19 protein-coding genes and 1 pseudogene are annotated in these 23,655 nt (G+C 54.2%); 14 read left to right on the forward strand and 6 right to left on the reverse strand.

Annotated elements, in window-relative coordinates:
* Together RYB66_RS05790 and RYB66_RS05795 are read right to left on the reverse strand one after the other, a co-directional pair.
* On the reverse strand, positions 1-313 hold a 313-nt coding region (locus tag RYB66_RS05790), incomplete at its 3' end, for a contractile injection system protein, VgrG/Pvc8 family (protein ID WP_316894044.1).
* A gap of 68 nt (positions 314-381) precedes the next feature.
* A complete protein-coding gene (locus RYB66_RS05795; RefSeq protein WP_005777755.1) occupies positions 382-900 on the reverse strand; it encodes an Hcp family type VI secretion system effector in 519 nt (172 codons plus the stop codon).
* Positions 901-1,499: 599 nt separating this feature from the next.
* Between RYB66_RS05795 and tssA the strand changes: the two genes are divergently transcribed.
* The 12 genes and pseudogenes from tssA to tssM all read left to right on the forward strand — a co-directional run bounded on the left by tssA (position 1,500) and on the right by tssM (position 18,437).
* Positions 1,500-3,050: a type VI secretion system protein TssA gene (gene tssA / locus RYB66_RS05800; RefSeq protein ID WP_016981947.1), complete on the forward strand. Its 1,551-nt coding sequence runs from the start codon at positions 1,500-1,502 to the stop codon at positions 3,048-3,050.
* A 31-nt stretch (positions 3,051-3,081) separates the two neighbouring features.
* On the forward strand, positions 3,082-3,582 hold the full coding sequence (tssB, locus tag RYB66_RS05805; protein WP_002553522.1) for a type VI secretion system contractile sheath small subunit: 501 nt from the start codon (positions 3,082-3,084) through the stop codon (positions 3,580-3,582).
* A gap of 28 nt (positions 3,583-3,610) precedes the next feature.
* Positions 3,611-5,086, forward strand: coding sequence for a type VI secretion system contractile sheath large subunit (gene tssC, locus RYB66_RS05810; protein ID WP_016981948.1), 1,476 nt, complete (start codon positions 3,611-3,613; stop codon positions 5,084-5,086).
* An 8-nt stretch (positions 5,087-5,094) separates the two neighbouring features.
* On the forward strand, positions 5,095-5,502 hold the full coding sequence (gene tssE / locus RYB66_RS05815; RefSeq protein ID WP_016981949.1) for a type VI secretion system baseplate subunit TssE: 408 nt from the start codon (positions 5,095-5,097) through the stop codon (positions 5,500-5,502).
* Between the two features lie 92 nt (positions 5,503-5,594).
* The gene (gene tssF / locus RYB66_RS05820; protein ID WP_044293270.1) at positions 5,595-7,382 is read left to right on the forward strand and encodes a type VI secretion system baseplate subunit TssF; all 1,788 of its coding nucleotides are present in this window, start codon (positions 5,595-5,597) and stop codon (positions 7,380-7,382) included.
* Entirely contained in the window at positions 7,346-8,365 is a 1,020-nt protein-coding gene (gene tssG, locus RYB66_RS05825; protein WP_044293272.1) for a type VI secretion system baseplate subunit TssG, read from the forward strand. Before tssF ends, tssG begins: the two co-directional genes overlap by 37 nt.
* On the forward strand, positions 8,362-10,956 hold the full coding sequence (tssH, locus tag RYB66_RS05830) for a type VI secretion system ATPase TssH (protein WP_016981952.1): 2,595 nt from the start codon (positions 8,362-8,364) through the stop codon (positions 10,954-10,956). The genes tssG and tssH overlap by 4 nt, the downstream gene beginning before the upstream one ends.
* A gap of 1 nt (position 10,957) precedes the next feature.
* Positions 10,958-11,899: pseudogene (locus tag RYB66_RS05835) on the forward strand (sigma-54 interaction domain-containing protein); the annotation flags it as partial.
* Between the two features lie 320 nt (positions 11,900-12,219).
* Complete coding sequence (tssJ, locus tag RYB66_RS05840; RefSeq protein ID WP_316894143.1) at positions 12,220-12,720, forward strand: type VI secretion system lipoprotein TssJ; 501 nt, start codon at positions 12,220-12,222, stop codon at positions 12,718-12,720.
* Positions 12,717-14,048, forward strand: a complete 1,332-nt coding sequence (tssK, locus tag RYB66_RS05845; RefSeq protein ID WP_005744160.1) for a type VI secretion system baseplate subunit TssK — start codon at positions 12,717-12,719, stop codon at positions 14,046-14,048. Before tssJ ends, tssK begins: the two co-directional genes overlap by 4 nt.
* 8 nt (positions 14,049-14,056) lie before the next feature.
* The gene (gene icmH, locus RYB66_RS05850) at positions 14,057-14,920 is read left to right on the forward strand and encodes a type IVB secretion system protein IcmH/DotU (RefSeq protein WP_005777743.1); all 864 of its coding nucleotides are present in this window, start codon (positions 14,057-14,059) and stop codon (positions 14,918-14,920) included.
* Positions 14,921-14,933: 13 nt separating this feature from the next.
* Positions 14,934-18,437 (forward strand): type VI secretion system membrane subunit TssM, encoded by a 3,504-nt coding sequence (gene tssM / locus RYB66_RS05855; protein ID WP_016981955.1) that lies wholly within the window; start codon positions 14,934-14,936, stop codon positions 18,435-18,437.
* Between the two features lie 43 nt (positions 18,438-18,480).
* Here tssM and RYB66_RS05860 read toward each other — a convergent pair whose 3' ends face one another.
* Positions 18,481-18,939 carry a metallophosphoesterase family protein gene (locus RYB66_RS05860; RefSeq protein WP_016981956.1) on the reverse strand — a complete coding sequence of 153 codons (459 nt, stop codon included), beginning with the start codon at positions 18,937-18,939 and terminating at the stop codon, positions 18,481-18,483.
* 123 nt (positions 18,940-19,062) lie between these two features.
* Positions 19,063-20,079, reverse strand: a complete 1,017-nt coding sequence (locus tag RYB66_RS05865) for a zinc-dependent alcohol dehydrogenase family protein (RefSeq protein ID WP_010202983.1) — start codon at positions 20,077-20,079, stop codon at positions 19,063-19,065.
* Positions 20,080-20,260: 181 nt separating this feature from the next.
* Here RYB66_RS05865 and RYB66_RS05870 point away from each other — a divergent pair, with 181 nt between their 5' ends.
* On the forward strand, positions 20,261-21,160 hold the full coding sequence (locus RYB66_RS05870) for a LysR family transcriptional regulator (RefSeq protein WP_005744155.1): 900 nt from the start codon (positions 20,261-20,263) through the stop codon (positions 21,158-21,160).
* Between the two features lie 58 nt (positions 21,161-21,218).
* Here the strand turns inward: RYB66_RS05870 and RYB66_RS05875 are convergent, their stop codons facing one another.
* Positions 21,219-21,797: an ATP phosphoribosyltransferase regulatory subunit gene (locus tag RYB66_RS05875; RefSeq protein ID WP_005777737.1), complete on the reverse strand. Its 579-nt coding sequence runs from the start codon at positions 21,795-21,797 to the stop codon at positions 21,219-21,221.
* A gap of 309 nt (positions 21,798-22,106) precedes the next feature.
* Entirely contained in the window at positions 22,107-22,610 is a 504-nt protein-coding gene (locus tag RYB66_RS05880; RefSeq protein ID WP_005777735.1) for a GNAT family N-acetyltransferase, read from the reverse strand.
* A gap of 138 nt (positions 22,611-22,748) precedes the next feature.
* Here RYB66_RS05880 and RYB66_RS05885 point away from each other — a divergent pair, with 138 nt between their 5' ends.
* Positions 22,749-23,588: a TauD/TfdA dioxygenase family protein gene (locus tag RYB66_RS05885; protein ID WP_005777734.1), complete on the forward strand. Its 840-nt coding sequence runs from the start codon at positions 22,749-22,751 to the stop codon at positions 23,586-23,588.
* Positions 23,589-23,655 lie beyond the last annotated feature (67 nt).

Below are 23,655 nucleotides of genomic sequence, written 5' to 3' on the forward strand. Positions count from 1 at the left end.
TGCGATGCCCGAGCCGGGCCAGATGCGGGCGCAGGGTGATCGAGTAGTGCGTGAGGCGTGTGCCGGAGTCGCCTTGGGATACCTGATCAATCAAGCCGTGAATGCCCCCACCGTCAGGCACGAACTGCAGAAATGCAGGACGATTCAGCAGGTCTTCAAGGTCCAGCGCCGTGCGCTCGCTGACCAGCTCAAGCGTAAAGCAGAAGGGCTGGTTGATGGCCTCATGGCCGGTAAATGAAAGGATTTGAAAGTCATGCTCAAGGCCGTCGACGCTCAGGCTGAAGTAAGGTCGATCAGCGGGGTTCAGCGTCATATGGACCACCGTGCCTAGCCGGTTTATGAAAACCCCGCCGATCCTGTCGGACCGACGGAGCAGTGGAGTTATGCCGACTTTGGGCTTCTCCAGTCATCAGATCCGGTAGTGTTGGCCTTTACGTGATCCCAGATTATTTTGCGATAGCTGAATTGAACGTCCTCGAGGTGTCCAAAGTGCGAGTTCTTCGGATCCTGGCAGTTGTGCATGTAAGACTTGATGTTGACGATGACCGCATCCTCAAGGGTGGTGGTGTAATAGTGTTCCTGCTTGCCATCGATAGACGTCCGGTACCACTTGATTTCGACTTTGCTCAGTGTTGAGCCCGAACAAAGGGCTTCCAGAAGCAATGGCGAGGTTTTGTCAAAAATTTTTGTGACACAAGCAGACCCATGAATGCGTTGGCCAGCAGGCTGGCCTGACTGCGTATCACAGGGTGTAATAATGTTATGGCTGAAAGCCTGGATTATTGCTTCATCTTCATGGCCTTCCTGATAGACGTTGCCAACAGAGTCTGCTGTGAAAGCTCTTGCTGTCAGCGTTTTTTGATTGGCGTCTATGACAGTCATATAGGCGGGTGTAGGCATTAACGTTCTTCCTTACAGTCGATGGTACCTCACAAGCGAATCGGCTTGGAGATCGAAGCATGGCTATAACAAGTTACGTGCCAGGTATCTCTTAAGTCAGTAATGTCAGCTGGTTTGGCCATTTGCAGGATATGCAGAAGACGCTTGTAGTGAGTTTTCTTCGAGTAAATTGTGCAAGCTTTTGCGCACCGTTATCATTTTTTTGCGCAGCTTTCCAAGCTGCTATCTGAAAATATTAATATTTTCATATCTGGTCTTTCTGTGTGGAAAGTCACATTTTTCGCACGTTCTCCTGACAAGTTTTTTGGCCGTTCAGTAGTCCCTTTCGGTGAATTTTAGACCGAATACATCTGTGAGTTCTGATATGCATATAGCTGCGTATCGGTCAATGGATAATTAAAGCTATAAATATTTTGGTACATAAATTAATTGCTTCCTACATATTTGCTCTGCTCGGGTGTAAGAATTTTCCGAAAGTTTAATATCTTTCAGGTGTCACCTTGCTTGCTGGTTTTTATGACGATAAGGTTTGCCTGGTTTTATGAGTGGCTGGAAAAGCTTTTCACAATGAAGTGTACGCTATGTGGGGTGTATGATCAGTGGCAGGTAAAGACAAGCTCTCCATTCTATATCTGGATCTGGCTCGGCACCCTGTAGCGGCGGACGATTACGCAGGCGAAGACATTCGTTTTTCTACGATGTTTGAAGTCCTGGAGCGTGAGCTGGGCTGTACGCAGGCCGTTTTCGGGGAAGTGAATGTAGACTGGCTGCGGATCAGAGAGGGCTGTGAACATATTCTTTCAAACCAGTCCAAAGACCTGCGCGTCGCTAGCTGGCTGGCCTGGGCTCTATATGAATGCGAGTCTGTCAGCGGATTAGCTGCGGGCCTGGGGTTGATTCATTATTTGTGCAAAGAGCGTTGGCTGCTCTTTCATCCCAGAAAGTTACGAACACGTTCGGCGAGCATGCAATGGCTCTTGCTGAAACTTGAAAAGGCACTGGGAGAAGATATTTCCATTACTCACCAGCTTCCTGAGTTCCAGCAACTGCTCAGGCAGCTTGATGGCCTGGATGAAATATTTAATCTGTATCTGGGAAGTGATGCCCCGTTGCTGCTGCCGTTGCGAAGACGGCTCGCCCGTATGATTCAGCGTGCTGAGCAGGTCGAGAAAGAGCCTGTCAAGGTGGTGGAGCGCGTCAAGCAGGCTGCGGTTCAGTTATTTTCAAGTGACTCCGACATTGACAACGAGAGAGATGCGCAGCGGGCTTTAAGTATGCAAGAGAACTCCGTACGCAGCCTTTGCAGATGGTGGCTCAAGCAAAAAACTACAGATCTGCGGGCTTTTCGCCTTGGTCGCTCGCAGGTCTGGTATGCGGTGGATAGTCTTCCTGAAAGAAATAGTGAGAAAATAACGCAGTTAAGGAGATTGCCCGCTGACAAACTAAGTAATTACCAAGAGCGATTCGAACAGGGCCTTTACGCAGACCTCATTGTAGACCTTGAAGCAAGTCTTGCAGGCTCGCCTTTTTGGTTTGATGGTCAGCGAATGGTCTGGAACTGTCTGAAAGCCTTGGGTGGCGAAGCGGCAATGCGCGAGGTGGAGGTTCAATTTGCTTTACTTTTAAAGCGCATTCCAGACCTTGTTGAACTTCGCTTTCACGATGGTGTGCCGTTTGCAGACGTGGAGACGTTACAGTGGATCGCCGCTCATATCCTGGTTCCTGAAGTTCATGTCAGTAATGCGCGTGGCAGCGAAAGTCAGCATGACGCCTTAGAACAAAGCTCGTTGTATCACGATGCACTGCCGGTTTTGCAGAAAAAAGGACTGAAGGCCGCTGTGCGATTGGTGAATGATCATTTGAAAGGCGTGGAGGGCGGGCGAGAGCGATTTTTCTGCAAGCTATGCATCGCACGTCTCTGTATAGATGCAAAAAAATACGAGTTGGCGAAGGTTCAACTTGAGCACCTTGATCAAGAACTTCAAACAGCAAGCTTGCCGGTATGGGAACCCACGGTCTTCCTGGATGTGTCGCGCTTGTTATACAGCTGTTACGAGCGCATTGCTCTGAACGAAAAGGCAGTAGCGCGCAAAGAAGTAATTTACCAGAGGTTGTGTCATCACGACCTTGAGCGGTTTATTGATAGCTAATGCACAGTTGAATGAATTGAGGGGAAATGAGATGGCCAGAGAAGGCTCTGTAGCGCCCAAAGAACGGATTAACGTGACGTTCAAACCTGCTGTTGGTGGCGCACAGGAAGAAATAGAGCTGCCGCTGAAGTTGCTGGTTCTTGGCGATTTCATACAACGCGCGGACGAGCGAAAGCTTGAGGACCGTAAATCAATCAGTATCGACAAGAATAATTTCGATGATGTATTGGCGAAACAGGAGCTTGAACTGGTACTGAATATACCTGACCGCTTGCAGGCTGATAGCGGGGCTGACGAGCTGACTGTCAGCATCAAGGTCTCTTCGATGAAAGACTTCAACCCTGCCAGTCTCGTCGAACAGATTCCGGAGCTTAAAAAGCTGATGGAGCTCCGCAACGCCCTAATGGCGCTCAAGGGGCCGCTGGGGAACATGCCTTCTTTTCGCAAGGCCATCGAGCATGTCATTACGGATGAAACATCGCGTAAGAACGTGCTGGATGAGCTTGGCCTGGATGTCGCGTCGCAACGGTAATGTCGGATTTATTGTCAGGAATTAATATATGAACACAAAAGCCATACCGCAGCGCGACGCAAATGAGCTTCATCATGGAATTCTCGATCAGATTATTGCGCATACCCGATTAGAGCCTTTTGACGACGCCTATGGCATTGCCAAACGAGGGGTGGCTGCATTTATTGAAGAGTTGCTGAAGCCGCGTAATAACAACGAACCGGTCAAAAAAGCGCTGGTTGACCGGATGATTACCGAGATTGACGTCAAGCTGAGTCGCCAGATGGACGAGATCATCCATCATGTAGAATTTCAGGCATTGGAAGCTTCATGGCGTGGGTTGCAGTTACTGATTGATCGAACCGATTTTCGTGAAAATATAAAAATCGAGTTATTAAGCGTTTCCAAACAGGATCTTCTAGAGGATTTCGAAGATTCACCTGAAGTGGTTCAGTCGGGCCTCTATAAACACGTCTACACCGCTGAGTACGGCCAGTTTGGCGGTAATCCCGTTGGCGCAATCATCGCCAATTATTTCTTCTCGCCAAGCGCCCCTGATGTCAAGACCATGCAATACGTTTCAAGCGTTGCCTGCATGGCGCATGCACCTTTCATCGCTGCCGCGGGTGCCAATTTTTTCGGGCTTGAGCAGTTCACCGGTCTGCCTGACCTCAAGGATCTGAGCGATCATTTCGAAGGCCCGCAGTTCGCCAAATGGCAGAGCTTCAGGCAGCAAGAGGATGCTCGGTATCTTGCCTTGACGGTGCCGCGTTTCCTGCTGCGCAGTCCTTACGAGCCAGCGGAAAACCCGGTGAAAACGTTTGCCTACAAGGAAAACGTCGCGAATAGCCACGAGCACTATCTATGGGGAAATACGGCCTATACATTTGCGACGAAGCTGACAGACAGTTTTGCCAAATTTCGTTGGTGTCCCAACATCATCGGGCCACTGAGTGGTGGTGCGGTGGAAGACCTTCCCTTGCACCGGTTCCACAGCATGGGTGAAATCGAGACAAAGATTCCGACGGAGGTCCTGGTCTCTGATCGCCGAGAGTATGAACTCGCAGAAGAGGGGTTTATCGCGCTGACCATGCGCAAAGGAAGCGATAACGCCGCGTTCTTTTCCGCGAGTTCGGTGCAAAAGCCCAAGTTCTTTGGCAACCATTCGGAAGGCAAAATAGCCGAGCTTAATTACAGGCTGGGGACCCAACTGCCCTACATGATGATTGTCAACCGCCTCGCGCACTACCTCAAGGTGTTGCAGCGAGAGCAGATCGGGTCCTGGAAAGAGCGAGCGGATCTGGAGAGTCAACTTAATAAATGGATTCGCCAGTACATTGCAGATCAGGAAAACCCGAGCGCGGAAGTGCGAGGAAGACGCCCGTTACGCTCAGCGCAAATTATTGTTAGCGACGTTGAAGGTGATCCAGGCTGGTACCGTGTCAGTTTGAATATCCGTCCTCATTTCAAATATATGGGGGCTGATTTTACTCTGTCGCTGGTCGGGAAAATGGAAAAGGAATAGGTAACGCCATGAGAGGCCTCGGTAGTCTTTTTGAACGCCTTGCCGAAGTGAGGTTACAGCCGCCAGGCTTTTCTGAGGAAGAACAGTTAACGGCATCGGTAGCGACACATTTGTCGAACATGCTTGGCGCTCGTGCAGGAAGCGTGAAAATGCTACCTGATTATGGCTTGCCTGACTTGAATGACATGAGCATGAGCGCTCACGATATATTGAGGCAATCCCGAGTGGCGATCGAGAAAGCTGTCAGGCTCTATGAGCCCCGCTTGTCAGAGGTTTACGTCATGTCTGAAGGGCACTCGGAAGATAGGCTGACACTGCAATTTTTTATTGATGCAATTTTAAAAGCTGACGGCATTAAAAAGGCTGTTCGGTTTTCCGCAACTGTCAGCGAAGCCGGAAGGGTAAGGGTGAGTTGACTATGCCAAGTGATTCTCGCGAATCGGTTGTTTCCTGTTTCTTTACATAAACTCCGTTATTCATTCATAAAACAAGATCCGGCGGGTGAGCATTGTCATTTAACCATTACTATCAAGAGGAACTGATGGCCCTGCGTCAGTCGGGCCGGCAGTTTTCTGATCGCAATCCGGCATTGGCTTCTTTTTTGGGGCAGGCAGGTCAGGATCCCGACGTTGAGCGGTTGCTTGAAGGGTTTGCTTTCCTGACGGGTCGTTTGCGTCAAAAACTCGATGATGATCTGCCTGAGTTGACTCATTCGCTTATGCAATTGTTATGGCCCAATTATATGCGACCGATGCCGGCAGTGAGCATGTTGCAATTCGATCCGTTGATGGCTGTAGGGCCTGGTATAAGGGTCGAGCGCGATACCCCGGTAGAAAGTGAGCCCGTGAAGGGGCAGGTCTGTCAATTTCGTACCTGTTTTCCAACCGATATTCTTCCACTGAAGTTGGTAAATGTTTCCTACTCGGCCAGCGCGGAGGCGACGACTTTGACGTTGTGTCTGGAGATGACAGGTGACGGGCACCTGGGGGCGCTGGAGCTGAATAGGCTACGCCTGCACTTTGCAGGCGATCGTGCTATTAGCCAAGCGCTGTATCTTGGCCTCATGCGCAAACTTAAAAGCGTTAAGTTATTACTGTTGGATGAACAGGGCAAGCCGCTTCTGAATGGGGATGGCAAATCATATGAACTGAGCATTTCTGCAGATCAAGTACAGCCAGTGGGCTTTGCAGAAGATGAGTCATTGATCCCTTATCCGCTGAACACTTTTCGCGGTTATCGCTACCTGCAAGAGTATTTTTGCTTTCCGGAGAAATTCCTTTTTTCTGATATTGGCGGTCTCCAGATCATCACATCAGTGAGTGAAGATGTATTGAAAGTTGCTCGTGGCTTTCAGCTGATCTTTGAAATGCATGGCGAGGATATGCTGCACCTTCGGCCGAAGGTTGAACATATAAAATTATATTGCACACCCGTGGTCAACTTGTTCAAACAGGATGCACTCCCCATTTTGGCCGACGCACGACAGGATGAGTATCTGCTGATTCCTGCGCACTACGGTCATGGCAAGTGCGGGGTTTACTCGGTTGATACCGTCACCGGATGGCAGCCAGGAGGCAGGGGATATCAGAACTATGTGCCCTTTGAGTCCTTCGAACATGATCCGGCCGTCGATGTGCAGAGCAACGCCCCTTATTACAGCGTGCGTCATCGTGACTCCGTAGCGCATGGAGGGCTGGATACTTACCTGAGTTTCGATGCGCGTGGCGACCGAGACAACGAAACGATCTCGATTGGATTGACCTGCACCAACCATAATCTTCCACAGCAGATCAGGGCCGGCGGGATATGCAAGCCGTGCGAAGGCACTCCAGACTTCCTGCGGTTCAGAAATATTACACCAGCAACTAAAAGCTATGCGCCGCCGATTGGACGTGACTTTCTATGGCGCGTCATTAGTAACATGTCGCTGAATTATCTGTCTCTGGCAAGTATCGAAGCGTTAAAAGTCATTATCGAAACCTATGACTTGCCGCGTTATTACGACAAGCAAGCGGAGAAGGTCAGTCAGCATTTGTTAAGTGGGCTGAAATCGATACGTCACCAGCACGTTGATCGCTTGCATGATGGCCGGCCGGTGCGAGGCATTAAAACCGAGCTGCTCATTGCCCCTGGCGCGCTTGCAGACGAAGCCAGTCTGTTTCTGTTTGCTTCAGTCCTAAACGAATTCTTTGCGCTTTATGCCAGTTTGAATTCTTTCCATGAACTGCATGTAAAAACCGCTCAGGGAGGTGCTTACGAATGGACGCCACGCATGGGGCAGCAGCCGCTGCTCTGACTACGCTCAGTCAGCATATACGGGAATATTCCGTGTATCAGGCGATACCTTTGATCCTCGGGGTTTTACGTGAAGTTCACCCGGATGCCGATGATGAGCAACTGCATGCTTTTCTTGAATTAAGGGCAAATCCCAGTCTTGGATTTCCGTGTAGCGACATAGAACGTCTGGATTTTTTTCATGAGCACACTGACCTGTATGTCCGGTTGTACCTCAACGTGATGAGCCTGGTTGGGTCCGGTTCACCGCTGCCGGCTTTCTATGCCGAGCAGGCGTTGGGGGAACGGGACAAGCCTAATGCCACTCGGGATTTCCTGGATATTTTTAATCATCGCCTGCAAAAACTGATGTTGCCTGTCTGGCGCAAGTACCGCTATCACGCGGTGTTCGCCAGTGGCGCAACCGATCCTTTTTCCGAACATCTCTTTGCATTGATCGGTTTACATGGCGCGCGCATTCGAGAAACAACCGAGTTGAACTGGAAGCGGCTGTTGCCCTATCTGGGGCTCTTGAGCCTGCGTGCTCATTCTGCCGCGTTGATCGAGTCGGTGCTTCGTTACTACTTCAAGCATGCCCGGATGTTCATCGAACAATGTGTCGAGCGAACGGTTGAGATCAGTCGTGCTCAGCTCAATTGCCTTGGCAAAGCCAACAACCAGCCAGGGCGGAATATGGTGCTGGGTGTTCGTGTTCCAGATCGGAGTGGCAAGTTTCGTATTCATATAAAACAGCTTGATTGGGAGCGCTTCCACGAATTTCTACCCACCGGCCGGAGTTACCAACCGTTGGGCGCACTTGTGCGGTTCACGTTGCGCGATCCACTGGATTACGACGTTTGTCTCGAGCTTCTGAATTCGGATATCAGGGATCTGCGCATTGGCCAATCGAACACCTGTCACCTGGGTTGGACCAGTTGGCTCGGGCGTGAGCATGCCCAGGGGCTTGTGACGTTCAACAGACCGACCAATAAGGACTATTCATGATCGATGTAGACCTGCAGCAGCTCGTCAGAGCCCTTGATGCCCCTACACGCAGCGAGCTTGAGGGGGCCGCCGAACGTTGTGTTTCCAGAGGCAGTAGTAAAATTTCGGTTGAGGATCTACTGGTTGCCCTGCTGGAACGGCCTGATGGAATGCTTGCGCGTGCGCTGCTGGAGGCCGATGTTGCAGCTGACGAATTTGCAGGCTTCCTTCGCCAGCCGATCGAGCAAAGTGCAATCCGTAACCCGGTATTCTCTGCCGAGCTTGTTCAGTGGCTTCAAGACGCGCTGTTGATTTCCAATCTGGATTTGGGCGAAAGCCTCATTGACCAGGCTGCGTTGATTCTTGCCTTGCTGCGCAATCCTTCGCGCTATGCGGACCGTCCATACCAGCCGTTATTGGGCAGGATCAACATTGAACGCTTTCGCGATTACGCCCTTGCCCAGCAATCACCGGGCGTAGCAAAGCCAGCCCTGAATCAAAGTGAATCGCTACTTGCACGTTTCACTCATAACCTGACGCAGCAGGCCCGAGAGGGTTTGCTGGATCCCGTACTATGTCGTGATGACTGCTTGCGCCAGATGGTCGACATACTGGCTCGTCGACGCAAGAACAATCCGATTGTGGTGGGCGAGGCGGGTGTCGGCAAAACCGCAGTTGTCGAGGGACTGGCGCTGCGGATCGTTCATGGTGAAGTGCCTGATCTGTTGAAGAATGTCGAGCTACTGTCGCTGGATATGGGGTTGCTCCAGGCGGGCGCCAGTATCAAGGGTGAGTTCGAGCGTCGTTTGAAGGGGGTCATTGAGGAAGTCCAGTCTTCACTCAGGCCTGTCATTCTGTTCATTGACGAAGCCCACACGCTCATCGGGGCCGGTGTTCAGGCCGGAGGGTCGGATGCGGCCAACCTGTTGAAGCCTGCGCTGGCACGCGGGGAGCTGCGTACCATTGCAGCGACAACGTGGGCCGAATACAGACAATATTTCGAAAAGGATCCGGCGCTTGCACGTCGCTTTCAATCGGTCCGCGTAATGGAACCCACGGTGGAGCAGGCCATCACCATTCTGCGTGGGCTCGCGCCGTTATATGAACGCAGTCATGGCGTCTATCTGCGCGATGACGCTGTGGTTGCCGCTGCCCGGCTTTCGGCCCGCTACCTTTCCGGGCGTCAGTTGCCGGACAAGGCAGTTGACCTGCTCGATACAGCGTGTGCTCGTGTGCGAATCGGTCTGGTTGCCGTGCCTGAACGTCTTGAGCATCTGCGAGGTGAACTTGCTCGGCAACGAAGGCATTTTGAGGCATTACAGCGTGATGCCACTGCCGGGTTGTCGGTTGATGAAAGCTTGCTGGTTACGCTGGTTTCTGACCTGTCACGGATGCAGAGCGAGGCAGATGAGCTTGAGTACAGGTGGGCCAATCAACTCGCAGCCGTCAAGCGGCTCATTGGTCTACGCAGTCAACTGGCTGACCGAAAAGTACAGCAGGCAGGCGAGGGGAGCGACTCTCAATACACGCACGCGCTGGAGTCCGAGTTGACTGAAGTCCGGCAGGCTCTGATCGATACGCAAGTGGACGAGCGTCTGGTGAGCTTTGAAGTGTGCCCCAGACTGATCGCAGAAGTGGTGAGTGCCTGGACTGGAATTCCGGTATCGCGATTGGCTCAGGAGCACAGTGAACGGATTGACCGCTTCTCTTCGGAGCTACGTTTGCGCATCAGGGGACAGGAGCAGGCGATGCAGGCGATTGAAAAATCGGTGAGGGCATCGGCTGCCGGTTTGAATACACCCGGTGCTCCAACCGGAGTATTCCTTTTGGTCGGCCCAAGCGGTGTCGGCAAGACCGAAACAGCTATTGTTCTGGCTGACCTGCTGTATGGCGGCGAGCGTTTTCTCACGACGATCAACATGTCCGAATTTCAGGAGAAACACACCGTTTCCCGTTTGATCGGCGCACCGCCGGGCTACGTCGGTTATGGCGAGGGAGGCATGTTGACTGACGCTGTTCGACAGAAGCCTTACTCGGTGATTCTACTTGATGAGGTGGAGAAGGCGGACCCGGATGTACTGAATCTGTTCTATCAGATCTTCGATAAAGGCGTAGCCAACGACGGAGAGGGCCGGGAAATCAATTTTCGCAACACGCTCATTCTGATGACCTCCAACCTCGGCGCCGAGGTGATCCATGCCAACTGCCACGAGAGCACGCTCCCGGATGCCAAACAGCTGGCGATGCGCCTAGAGCCAGTACTCAGCGCACATTTCAAACCGGCATTGCTGGCCAGAATGCGCGTTGTGCCTTACTACCCCATCACGGGTGTAGCGCTTCGTGAACTGGTCGAACTAAAGCTGAGTCGCCTTGGAGAGAGACTTGAATCCCGTGCTCTCACCTTCAGCTACTCGCAGAGTCTGGTTTGTCATCTGCTTGAGCATTGCACACAAAGCGACAGCGGCGCCCGACTGATCGATCAGTTACTCGAGTCCTCCCTGACCCCGTTGATAGCGGACCATTTGCTCAGTGCCATGAGCAGTGGTAAAGCCTTATGCAGGGTTCATGCGGCGCTGGACAGCTCAGGCGGAATTGTCTGTGAATTCGAATAACTATGGGTTTACAGGACGTAGCGCTGCCCTGGGCCGAACAACCCATCTTCTGGGCAAGATTCTCGACAGCACCTGCACTGTATTGCTCACTGGCGAGACCGGAACGGGCAAGGAGGTCGTGTCTCGCGCTATCCACGAGCATGGACCTCGCCGCTCCAACGCATTTGTTGTGCAGAATTGTGCTGCGTTTCCCGAAGCTCTTCTGGAAAGCGAGCTGTTTGGCTATTGCAGGGGCGCGTTTACCGGCGCTGATCGTGATCGACCTGGCCTGTTCGACATTGCTCATGGCGGTACGCTTTTACTCGACGAAATTGGCGATATGCCAATGCTGCTGCAAGCAAAGCTACTGCGGGTGTTACAGGAGGGAGAGATTCGGCCGCTGGGCGCCAACAAGGTTCGCAAGGTCGATGTGCGAATCATTGCTGCTACTCATCGCGATTTGCCAAAGCTCATTGCAGAAGGGCGTTTTCGTGAAGACCTTTACTACCGTCTGGCGCAGTTTCCCATTGAGCTTCCTCCGCTTCGTCAGCGCGTGGGTGATATAGAAATATTGGCCCGGCATTTTTCCGACAAGGCATGCCTGCACTCACAACGAGATCTGGTGCAATGGTCGCAGGCTGCATTGAGAGCTTTATCGGGATACGCCTTTCCGGGCAACGTTCGGCAGTTGAAGGGGTTCGTCGAGCGCGCAGTGTTGTTATGCGATGACGGTGAGTTGAAGCTGGAACACTTTCCCATCCCCGCCAACCCGATAAGCAATCCGGCTTGCCTTTCGCTACGTGAGCGCATCGAACAGTTCGAACGCGACGTACTGCTTGAGTGTTTGCGCGATTGTAACGGCAACCGGAGTCGTGCAGCACGCACTCTCGGAGTGTCACGACGCACGCTGCTTTATCGCCTGGCGCATTTGAAGATCGGTGCTGCTCACGGACGACCTGATTAACTGCCGAATCACCACGATTGCCTAACTCATTATCTGGGACTTTTTTCAATGAACGTTCATTGTCGGCGCTCTGCGCCTTTTATGCTTGCTGCGGTGATTTGCCTTGGAGGGTGCACTGGCCATTTCAAGTTCAGCGATGATCAATACCGGGCTTTAGGCAGCCCGGAACCCACCAGCCGAAACGAAGTAATAGAAGAGTCGAGTGTGGGGCTTTCGGACATTGCCCACCCCCGTGTCAACGCATTCGATGGGCGTGAGCTGTCATGAGCCGCCGTTCGGTTGTATCACTGCCTCCATCAGGATTTACAGGGCTGATTTCAATGTGTCTTCACGTTAGCCGAGTCAAGCGGTCACTAGTGTTACTGCTGTTACTCACGCTCAATGGTTGTTCAGCACTCTCACCGTACTCAACGCAAACCCGTGTGGATATTCGACTGAATGCAGACAATCAGCTTAACCCTGATGTCAATGGCAGGCCCTCGCCGATTGTTCTCAAGGTCCTGGAACTCAGGCGTCCGGTGACCTTCGAGAATATGGATTTCTTTTCGCTTTACCAACGGACTGCTCAGGCACTCGGGCAAGACCTGATTGCAAGCGAAGAGTTTGAACTTCGTCCAGGCGAGAGTATTGAACTGAAGCTGAAACTGGATCAAGGCAGTCGTTACATCGGTGTACTGGCTGCCTATCGAAATTTGCCGGAAACCCAATGGCGTCACGTGATCAAGGTTCACCCCAAACAGCAGAATCGAGCCGTTTTCGTACTGGGTGAATCCGGCCTTCAACGGGCAGATAGCCAGACAGGCACAGGAAATCCGACATGAACGCGCACAAGGTTATCTGGCAGGAAGGCATGTTGCTGCGGCCGCAGCACTTTCAACATAACGATCGTTACTACGACCATCAATTGCGGGTTCGCACTCAGTTGGCGGGCGCCTACAACTGGGGGTTCACGACCCTTGAAATTGATCCGCATTTTTTGGGCTCGGGACAGATCGTACTTGCTCAGGCCTCGGGCATCCTGCCGGACGGTAGCGTGTTCGACATACGCGACCGTAACAGTCCATTGGCGCTGGATATTCCTGCAAACACTTCAAACATGCCGGTGTACATAGCGCTGCCGACAATGGCGGGCAATTGCATTGAGGCACGCAGCCATGAACAGGCGGAGGTGATCGCACGCTTTACAGCCTACGCAACGGATGTCCTGGATTCGAACGCCGGAGCAGACTGTTCCACTTCGGTGTTTTGCGCGCGCCCGGAATTTCGTCTGTTAGTGGGAGAGCCTCGGGGAGAGCACGCCTACACCCTGCTCAAGTTGGGTCATATTCTTATCTGCAGCCCTGACAAGGCAATAACGCTGGACACCGGTTTTTCACCGGCTTTCATCAGCGCCAGTGGTTCACGCTACTTGATGTCGTGCCTCAAGGAGGTTGTAGGTCTGCTGCAGCATCGAGGCGACATCATCGCCGAGCGCATCGGTACATACGGCCAGGCGCGTGGTGCAGAGACGGGCGATTTCATGATGTTGCAACTGATTAATCGCAACGCGTTGGTACTTCAACACTATCTCACTACCCGGCAGGTGCACCCCGAAGAACTGTATCGGGCGCTGTTATCTCTTTTTGGCGAGTTGTCGACGTTCGGCGATGAAAGCAGACGTCCTCGACTGGAGGGCAGCTATCAGCACAGTGATCAGGGCGCAACGTTCAAACGTTTAATGTTTGCCATTCGACAAATGCTGTCGATGGTTCTCGAGCAGCACGCGCAGGAGCTTGAGTTGCAGCCCAGGCAGTACGGCGTTCTGGTCTCGCCTCGGGTGGACCGTGAGTTGCTGGGGGATGCCTCATTTGTCATTGCCGCTCGTGCTGATTGCGATACCGAAGAGCTGCGTGGGCGACTGCCTTCGCACCTCAAAGTGGGCTCTGTGGAAAGTATTCGCGAACTGGTGAGTCTGCACCTGCCGGGTATGCGGCTCAGGCCGCTGCCTGTGGCTCCGCGGCAAATACCGTTTCACGCTGCAAAAGCCTATTTCATTCTCGATATCGATGACCGGGACCAAAGCGGAATCGATAAGTCAGGGGGATTTGCTTTCCATGTATCAGGTGAATTTCCGGGGCTTGAGTTGCAGTTCTGGGCGATCAGAAATTGAGTAGACTGATGGATATGCAAAGCAGTCGCGAAGACCATGCCGTTACCTATGGCCGGGACAATGTCTGGCCGGGTGATGACATGTTCACGAGTCCCCACGATGCGAATCTTTTCGAAGGTCTGCAGGAACGGTTGATCAACAACACCCTGCAGGTATCCGAAAAGCGGGTCAGTATCCATGTCAATTCGCTGGTTGCTGCCGCGAGCGAATTGCTGGCTCAGGTGTCCAGGCTGTCTGCAGCCGAAGAGTTTGGCGATATTGCGCTGCTGAACGTACAGCTATCGGACCAGATCAAGCTGTTCGAGGCCGAGGGCCGGCGAAACGCTATAGAAAATGATCAGCTACTGGCTGCGCGCTACGTGCTCTGTACGGTCGTGGATGAAGCTGTGTTGAACACGCCCTGGGGCTGCAAGAGTGACTGGTCGAAGATCAGTCTGCTGAGCCGGTTTCACAAGGAGACATTTGGCGGCGAAAAATTCTTTCACCTCCTCGAAAAGCTTTCTGCCAATCCGTTCAAGCATCTGCCGATGCTCGAGCTGATGTACCTGTGTCTGGCGCTCGGGTTCGAGGGGAAATACCGCTCGCACCGCCTTAATGGCCATGAACTGGAAGACATCCGCGACAGCCTTTATCGGCAGATAAGGCATGTGAGAGGCGACGTGTCCCGAACTCTTTCACCTCGCTGGCAGGGCGCACAATCCAAGGCTTCTGAACGGCTGCGTGTCGTACCGGTATGGCTGGTCGTGCTGTTCACCGTTATCAGCCTGGCTGTGCTGTATTGCGGATTTACCTGGGTACTCGGCGAGCAGCGTGAGGTCGTGCTCAAACCCTATCAGACAGCGTATCTGGCAGCGCTTGAGCTCCGGTCTTGAAATGAGAGATGCAATGAAAACCCTGTTCAAAAAACTTATCGCGCTGCTGTGCAGTACCTGGGCCTGGTCGCTGCTGTTGGTGCTTGTGCTGGCTGCATGTATCTGGATGTTCGGGCCACTGCTGGCGGTGGCGGATAACAGGTTTTGGGAGAGCCCCATTGCGCGTCTCGTATCGATCAGTGTGTTGTTTCTGGTCTGGGGCCTCGGGATTGTCTTCAACAACTGGCGCATTGGTTTGCAGAAAAAACAGGCGCAAGACAGCCATGCAGGTCACGAACTTCTGCGTAAGTCTGTCGCCGTGGAAAAAGAGCACCTGGAGCTTGTCAGTCGTTTCAAGGATGCCCTGCGCGTGCTCAAGGATTCTGCGCTGTATGGCGAATTGGGTGCCCGGGGTCGAGTCGAGCTGCCCTGGTATGCACTGATCGGCCCGCAGAGCAGCGGCAAGACCAGCCTGCTGGATTTTTCCGGACTCGACTTTCCCCTCGACAGGGTCGGGCGCAAACTGACGCACGACACGAGCAGCACCAGCAGTTGTGGCTGGTATTTTACCGAGCAGGCTATTTTGCTGGATACATCGGGCCGCTATCTTGACCAGCCTGTACCCGAGGTCGACGGCAGCGCCTGGATGACCCTTCTGGGGTTGTTACGGGGCCGCTACCGCGTACAGCCGCTCAGCGGTGTGCTGGTGACGTTGCCAGTGGACATTTTGTTTGACGAGCGTGACAAGCGTCTGGAGAAAATGGCTGAAGATGTGCGCGCGCGCCTGGACGAAGTTTTTCAGCAACTGCACGTTGATGTGCCGGTTTATCTGGTACTGACCAAGGCCGACTCGATAGCAGGTTTCGATGATTTTTTTGATCAACTGTCCCGTGAGGAAAGTGAGCAGGTCCTTGGAGTCACGTTCCAAAACGGCCAGAGTGGCACCGACAGCGGTGTTCTCATTCAGGAGTTTGAGACGTTGCTGCAACGGCTTGGCAGCCAGGTCATCGCTCGCATTCATCAGGAACGAGACAGCCAGCGCCGTGGCAAAATGCTTGAATTCCCCAACCTGCTTGGAGGTATCGCACACAGACTGGGGGTTTTTGTCGAACTCGCGTTCTCCGGAAATCGCTATCAGCGCGCCAGCCAGTTTCGTGGGTTCTACCTGACCCGTGCGCCGCAACTTGTTCAGAGCTCTCAAAAAGCTGATGGGGAGGGCAGTACCGGATTACAGGTTCCACAACCTGGAAAAGCACGGTTCATTCACGATCTGTTGCGGCATGTGATTTTCCCTGAGTCCGATCTCGCTGTTCTCAACAAGGAAGCACGCGGAAAGATTCTTTGGCGTCAGAGGGCAGTGTATTGCTCCGCGCTATTGCTTTTATCTGTGTTCGGAGTGCTATGGACGACTGGTTTCAGTGCTAACCACGACCGGCTGGAGCGGCTTCGTATTCTGGGTGAACAGTGGACGCAACAGCGTTCATCGCTCACCGCCGAGGATGATCTACTGACAGTCCTTGATAGCCTGAACACCCTTTACCAGGCCGCTCAGGTATTTCCGGACAACAGTGATGTCACTCTGTATGAGCGCAACGGTCTTTATCAGGGCGAGCCTGCAAATGATGTGCTTCTGCGCGCTTATCATGCCCAGTTGCAGGGCCAGTTGCTGCCACGAGTGGTGCGGATGTTTGAAGCCCGCATAATGGCCAGCCTGCAGGATCGCGAGCAGTTACTGGGCAACTTGCGCGCCTATCTGATGCTGGTTCAGCGTGAACACCGGATACCTTCTGCGCTGAAGGAGCGAGTGGCGACCGACTGGTCAATTCGTTATGTCGGGCATGCACAGGCTCAGCACGAGTTGAATCAGCATTTTGGGCGTGTGCTCGAACAGTCTTTTGCCTATCCGCTAAACGACGCATTAGTGGCGCAGGCTCGGCAGGTGCTGCGTAACGAATCCTTCGCCAACGTGGTTTATCGGGTATTGCGTGAAAAAGCGCGTGTACTTCCGGACTACAGCCTTGGCCACAACACCGGCCCTCAGGCAAAGCATTTGGCTGGTACTGACTATCGGATTCCCGGGTTCTATACACGCCAGGGCTACGAGCAGTATTTCGTTACCCGTGGTACAGCCGTGGTAACTGAAATCATGCGTGACAACTGGGTCCTGGGTGAAAGTGAACAGTACAACGCACATCAGTTGCGAGCATTGATGGTCGAACTGGAAAAATTGTACTTTCGTGATTACGCCGATCATTGGGCCGAAGCGATCGGTCGGGTTTCACTGCAGCCCTTTGAAGGAGCCAGCCAGGCTGCCGTGCAACTGGCCGGGCTGACGGCAGCGCATTCGCCTTTGCTGCAGTTGCTGGTCGAGGTGCGTGACAACACACTTTTCCCGGTCCTTGCAGACAGTCTCGGTGCTATGAAGGCCGAGGCTGAAAAGATTGCACCGGGCCCTGTGGCGCTCACCCAGGTTGCTGCGATTGGCGATACTTTGCAGCAGACAGTTACCGATAGCCTGCCCACAACGGCGAAGCAATCATTGCAGCGTCGCTTCGATCCTTTGCACCGCTTGCTGGATGAAGAAAATGGTCCTGCCGCCGATCTGATTACAGCATTGAACGCCATCAATGAATTGCAGATGCAAATGGCCGCATTGGGTCGCTCCGGTCAGCCTGAACTGGCGGCCTACGAGATGGCGAAGGGACGAATGTCCGGGCAGCGAGACGCCTTGAGCAATCTGCGCAATGCCGCGGCTGTGTTACCCCAGCCTCTGGGCGGCTGGTTGAGCGCGTTGGCTGAAGATACCTGGAGCTTTGTGCTGTATCAGTCTCACCATTACCTCAACCAACGCTACAAGGCAGAGCTTTACAGTTTCTATGAACAGTCTCTCGCCAAACGCTATCCATTCCATGCGCACAGCAGCAGTGATGTGGCGCTTAATGATTTTCGCGAGTTCTTCGGCGCGCAGGGCATAGCCGAGCGCTTCTTCGATAGCTACCTGAAGCCCTTCGTCAGTGGCGATCCTGGTGGTTATCGACTGCGCACGATTGACGGCTACAGTCTGCCGATGAGTCGTGCCTATCTGGATCAGATGGCGGGTGTTTATAAAATCCGCAGTAGCTTCTTTGCTCACCGCACGCAGGAACCGCAGGTGCAATTCACTCTAGAACCTCACACCCTCGATCCTGCTGTACGCCGCGCTCAGTTCCGCTTGGGTGATCAGTCACTTGAGTATCGTCACGGCCCCATCGTACCGATGTTATTCAGGTGGCCCGCTGATACTGAGGATGGACGTACAAGTCTGGTGATGGAAGGCATGGTCGGCCGGCCGCTGGGCATCGAAAAGAATAGCGGCCCATGGTCGCTGTTCCGCCTCTTTGACCTGATGCAGACCGAGCCCCTGAAGGGCCGTGATGTACTTGTGCTCAAGGCCGATATCGGAGGCATGCGGGCCAACTACCTGTTGTCGAGCCAGCGTGCGCCGAATCCTTTTGACATGAGTGCATTACGCGATTTTCGTATGCCTGCTCAGCTGTGATGATATTCAGATGGGTTCTCACACTCGATGCCTATCTAAATTGTCAGTCAACCAACTGCACCAGCGTCGGCTCCATCGAATCCGCGCCCACCTCAAGCAGCGCCAGCGTCACCGGCAACTTGAAACGCCGCCGCCCGGCGCTGCCCGGGTTCAGATACAGCGTGTCGCCGCGCCAATCGATAAGGGGTTTATGTGAATGGCCGGTAACGACCAGTTTCACGCTGTCATCCAGTAGTGCCGGAACATCGGCGATGTCGTGAACCAGTAGGGTTTGCCAGCCTTCGATGTCGAAGCGCAGGTGATCGGCGATGTTTTTTGCCCACTCGGCGTCCCGGTCGTTGTTGCCGCGCACGATGTGCAGCGGGGCGATGGCGCTAAGTTGGTCGACGATGTCCTGGCTGCCGATGTCACCGGCATGGATGATGGCTTCGCAGCCCTCAAGCGCCGTAATGGCTTCAGGACGAAGCAGTCCGTGGGTGTCGGAAATCAAGCCAACTTTCATCAGGGGCCTCGGGTCAGGAGCAGGGTAGGGAGGCAGTGTAACCCTTTGAGTTCGAATGGTTGATGGGGGACTGTGGCGTGCGACGCTCAGGAAGTATCCGCGCGTCGCAACCTCAAGACCGTGTCAGGCCTGACCAACCTTGATTACCACCTTACCAAACGCGCCTCTGGCCAAATGCTCGTATGCCTCGCGAGCTTGCTCAAACGGGTAAGCGTGATCGATTACCGGACGAATCTTGTGCTCGTTGAGAAAGGCGTTCATCCGGTCAAACGACGAGCGAGGTGCCACGGCGATACCGCGAAAGGTGGTCTGGCGGAAGATCATCGGCATCAGGTTCAGCGCCGAAGTCTGGCCGGTCAGAAAACCGATCTGCGCGATGCGCCCGCCCGCTTTGGTGGCCGCAACCGACTGATTGATGCCGTCGCCACCGGCTACGTCCAGTAACAGGTCCACACCCTTGCCGTCGGTGAGCTTCACTATTTCTTCTGCCCACTCGGGATGGGTTCGATAGTTCACTCCGGCGACAGCGCCCAGCTTCTTCACCGCTTGCAGATTTTCGTCCTTGCTGGAAGTCGCGATGACCTTGGCACCTAAGGCTGTCGCGATCTGTACAGCGAAGATCGATACGCCGCCTGAGCCCTGTACAAGGACGGTTTGCCCAGCTTCGATCTGACCGAAATCGACCAGTGCGTACCAGGCCGTGAGTGCGGCAATCGGCAATGTGGCGGCTTCTTCATCCGACATGGCATTCGGTGCACGTACGGCACTGTCTTCATGGATGATCATGTATTCAGCAAGTCCACCCGGCAACGGCGAACCGAAGCAATAATCCGGTTCGTCCGGGCCTGGCGGGCCGTCGATCCAGCGCGAGTAGAGGTGCGAATTCACGCGATCGCCTACTGCAAAGCGACTGACGCCTTCGCCTACCGCCACGACAGTACCGGCTGCATCGCTGACCGGAATCAATGGCTTGGGCACGCGATGCGGCTCGTAGATGCCGTCGACGATGGCCTTGTCACGAAAGTTGAGGGATACCGCACCGACTTTCACCAGCAGTTCACCTGCTTTGGGAACCGGCGTTTCAGCTTCTCCGAGCACCAGATTGTCGAGCCCGAAATCTTTTAATAGCCACGCTTTCATTCAATGTCTCCAGCAATCATGTTTGGGCTCACAGAGGCGGTTGCCTTGTGGGCGCTGAAGTCATTGTTGGTAAAACGCTAGTGCAGATAAATGGGCGCAAATCGACAGGATTGTTATCCTGCCAGGCAACAATAGCTCGGTATTTGTTCGGGGGAATTCGGCGGTGGACCTTTTACAGTCAATGCAGGTGTTCGCGAAACTTGCCGAGCTGGGCAGTTTTACTAAAGTGGCGGAGGCCACGCAGATAGGGCGTCCCCATGTGACCCGGATCATTCAGGATCTTGAAGCGTCGCTGGATGTCCGGCTGTTTCAACGTACGACCCGCAGTGTAAAACTCACTGCGGAAGGTCAGCGTTTTTACGAGCGCGTGAAGAACAATCTGGCCGATCTTGCCGAAACTACTTCCATGTTCGACCGAAACGGCTCGACCCTGCGGGGGCGTCTTCGGATTGATATCCCGGCAGCGTTCAGCCAGCGTAGTTTCATGGAGAGCCTGAAAGGGTTTACCCAGGCATTTCCCGACATCGAGCTGGCCCTGGGAGTAACGGACCGCACCGTGGACCTGGTCGCAGAGGGCATCGATTGCGCGCTGCGCATCGGGGAGTTACCCGATTCAAGTCTGGTGGTCAGGGAAATAGGCAGGGCCACGATGGTCACCTGCGCCGCGCCGTCCTACCTGCAAGCCTTCGGCACGCCGGAAACGCTGGAAGAGCTGGCAGATCATTGCGGGGTCAGCTTTCTGTCTGGTCAGAGTAATCGACCGTTACCCTGGCATTTCTCGTTGAATGGCGACGACTTTCCTGTTCTGCCGCGTGGTGGCATTACTGTCAACGAGTCCAACGCCTATGTGCAGTGCGGCCTTGCAGGGTTCGGTATTCTTCAGGCTCCGGGAATTACCGTTGAGTCGTTTCTGGCCAGCGGAGAGTTGGTCGAAGTGCTTGAAGCGTTTCGCCCGTTGCCGCGCCCGGTTTCTGTGCTGTACCCGAGCCGTACACACCTTGCGCCGCAGGTGCAGGCATTCGTCGCCTGGCTGAAAGAACATTTTCCGAAACTTCATCCTCGTTGGTTTGAAGTTCGCTAAATACGTGTAGCAGAGTAGAGAAGCGCCTCCTTGCAAAGGCGCTCCTGGCCAAGCGGGATTAATTACGCTCAAGCGCCAACACCAGCCGCTCCAGCCCGATGCCAAACCCGGCACCTTCCCTGTAGGCTCCGCCGCCGACCACCTGTTGCTGGGCGCCCAGGCGAGAGCAGCGTACCTCGAAGCCGTTGCCGTTCAGGTAGTAACTCAGGCCGCGTTTGACGGCAGTATTGAGTTCATAGTCCAGCCCCAGCGAGTCCAGAAAGCCTGTGCAGATGGCTTGGCTGCGTTGCAAGGCTTGCTGCGGTGACGGGCCAAGAATTTCCAGCCCCAGCTGGGTGAACTCACGGTAGCGTCCGGCCTGCGGTCGCTCGTAGCGATAACAACGTGCGACATAGAAAAACACTGCTTCGCGTCGCCCGTTGAGCAGGGCCTCACTGCGCTCCTGGAACAGGGCCGTTGCTTCCGGGATCAGGCAACAGGCGCGTCCGGCCTTGTCGTTGAATGCCCACATCTGGCTGATGATCTCGCTGCCGCCGGCTTTTTCGATAAAAGTGTCCTGACCCCATAACGCGGGGACTATCGCTTCTTCAGCACCCGCTTCGATGAAGATAGCTCCGGAAGCGGCTTTCTGTCTCACGCAGGGTTGTGGCTTCTGTTCCGGTCACGATGCGGGTTCCGCGTAGCATGGTCATGGTGGTGATCTCCGTTGTTTTCAGGTGGTTGTTTTAAAAGTAATAGGCAATAAAAAAGGCGCCGTGGGCGCCTAGGTTTGTTTCACTGATGGGTCAGAACGTGGATCTATGTCTGGCCAATCGATGAGCATAAGCAACCGCGGCGCCTGAGGTGGGGCCGTGAGGGTGATGTCGGTTACTGTGAGGAAATTGATTCATGGCTGATCCTTGCATGCTTTCGGCTATCGCTCAAGCGGTAGCTTCAGGGGCACCGCTCACCTCAGCCGGGCCATGCTCAAGGCATCGACGAATACGCCATCGCGCACGGCGTAGTTGCGCAGGCGTCCTTCCTGTTCAAAACCGTACTTGCGATAAAGGCCTTGTGCAGCCTCATTGTCGGCAAACACGGTCAGTTCTACCCGGTGCAGGTTCATCCAGTTGTCTGCGATGTCCAGCGCCGCCGCCAGCAGTTTCGAGCCGATGCCCTTGCCCTGCCAGGCGGACGCTACGCCCATGCCTATAGCGCCGACATGGCTTTGTCGGCTGCGCGAGTATTGTTCCAGGCCGAGGCTGCCGATGACTTCGCCGCCACTCAGCGCGACCAGTTTCACATGTCGCTCTGTGCTGGCTGCTAGGCGTTTGCGCCACACGTCGATGGACTGAAACGGCATTTGCAGCACCTGACGACAGACCGCAGGCTCGTTGTAGAGCGCAGTAACGCCTTCAATATGGGTTTCGTCCATGCGCTGAATGAGGATTTGCGGGGCAGGGGCGTGCACGTTGATTCATTCCTTGAACGGTCAGTGGATGGCCAGTGTAAGACGCAGGCGAGGTGTGGGGCCAGTCGGCTCAATAAGAGGTTGCGCAGATTTTTCCATAAGTGTACCGTTGTGTTCACTTATGAAGAGGATCGCATCATGTTAGCCACTTCGCTCGTTCAGCTGTCCCAGGAGCCCATCAAGCCAGGTATTGGTACGCGTATTTTCAACAGCAAGCAGGAGCTGCTGTCGGGTCAATTCGCCGGGGAAATCCGGGAACTGCTGGAGCAGCGAGGTGTGCTGGTGTTTCCGCAGATTGATTTTTCCGATGCAGAGCAGATCGCTCTCACCCGCACGCTGGGCACTTTCTGTCCGGAAGCCAGTGATGGCCAGAACATCACCAAGATCAGCCTTGATGTCAAAGAGAACCCGGCAGGCGCTGAGTTTCTCAAGGGCTCGCTCTACTGGCATATCGACGGTACGAGCAGCGATGTGCCCGTTCTGGCGTCGTTGCTATCTTGCAAGGTGCCCGCCAGTTGGGGAGGCAATACCGGTTTCTGTAATACCTATGCGGCTTACGAGGCGTTATCGAGCGCTGATAAACAACGTTACGAACGCTTACGAGTAATTCACGCGCCATGGGCATCGTTACTCTATTACAATCCCGAGCCTGGCCTTGCGATGCTCAAGGCCATGCAGGCTATCGGCGAGAAGGAGTTGCCGCTGGTCTGGAGGCACCGGTCCGGTCGCAAGTCGCTGATTCTGGGATGCACTGCGCAGCAGGTCGTTGGCGTCAGCCTGGCGCAAAGCGCGCAGATTCTGGTCGGCCTTCGCGAATGGGCCACAGCCGAGGCGTTCAGTTACAGCCATGCGTGGCAGACGGGTGACCTGGTGATATGGGACAACACCGGCACCATGCACCGTGCGGAAGCTTACGACCCCGCGTGCGGGCGAATGATGCACCGCACCAAGTTGCAGGGCGAAGAGCCTTTCGAGTGATCTGCCGGGCGCGACAAACGGGTGACGCCGTGGCTGTTATATCGAGTTGCTCATTGTGAGCTGAATC

The organism is Pseudomonas syringae group sp. 243L2, from assembly GCF_032587875.1.
Lineage (GTDB): Bacteria > Pseudomonadota > Gammaproteobacteria > Pseudomonadales > Pseudomonadaceae > Aquipseudomonas > Aquipseudomonas amygdali.

Coding starts and splice junctions, on each gene's coding strand:
- tssM (WP_016981955.1), top strand. CDS start 14,934: ATGAAAACCCTGTTCAAAAAACTTATCGCGCTGCTGTGCAGTACCTGG.
- RYB66_RS05795 (WP_005777755.1), bottom strand. CDS start 900: ATGCCTACACCCGCCTATATGACTGTCATAGACGCCAATCAAAAAACG.
- icmH (WP_005777743.1), top strand. CDS start 14,057: ATGGATATGCAAAGCAGTCGCGAAGACCATGCCGTTACCTATGGCCGG.
- tssH (WP_016981952.1), top strand. CDS start 8,362: ATGATCGATGTAGACCTGCAGCAGCTCGTCAGAGCCCTTGATGCCCCT.
- tssK (WP_005744160.1), top strand. CDS start 12,717: ATGAACGCGCACAAGGTTATCTGGCAGGAAGGCATGTTGCTGCGGCCG.
- RYB66_RS05865 (WP_010202983.1), bottom strand. CDS start 20,079: ATGAAAGCGTGGCTATTAAAAGATTTCGGGCTCGACAATCTGGTGCTC.
- tssB (WP_002553522.1), top strand. CDS start 3,082: ATGGCCAGAGAAGGCTCTGTAGCGCCCAAAGAACGGATTAACGTGACG.
- RYB66_RS05870 (WP_005744155.1), top strand. CDS start 20,261: ATGCAGGTGTTCGCGAAACTTGCCGAGCTGGGCAGTTTTACTAAAGTG.
- tssJ (WP_316894143.1), top strand. CDS start 12,220: ATGTGTCTTCACGTTAGCCGAGTCAAGCGGTCACTAGTGTTACTGCTG.
- RYB66_RS05885 (WP_005777734.1), top strand. CDS start 22,749: ATGTTAGCCACTTCGCTCGTTCAGCTGTCCCAGGAGCCCATCAAGCCA.
- tssE (WP_016981949.1), top strand. CDS start 5,095: ATGAGAGGCCTCGGTAGTCTTTTTGAACGCCTTGCCGAAGTGAGGTTA.
- tssC (WP_016981948.1), top strand. CDS start 3,611: ATGAACACAAAAGCCATACCGCAGCGCGACGCAAATGAGCTTCATCAT.
- RYB66_RS05860 (WP_016981956.1), bottom strand. CDS start 18,939: ATGAAAGTTGGCTTGATTTCCGACACCCACGGACTGCTTCGTCCTGAA.
- tssG (WP_044293272.1), top strand. CDS start 7,346: ATGGACGCCACGCATGGGGCAGCAGCCGCTGCTCTGACTACGCTCAGT.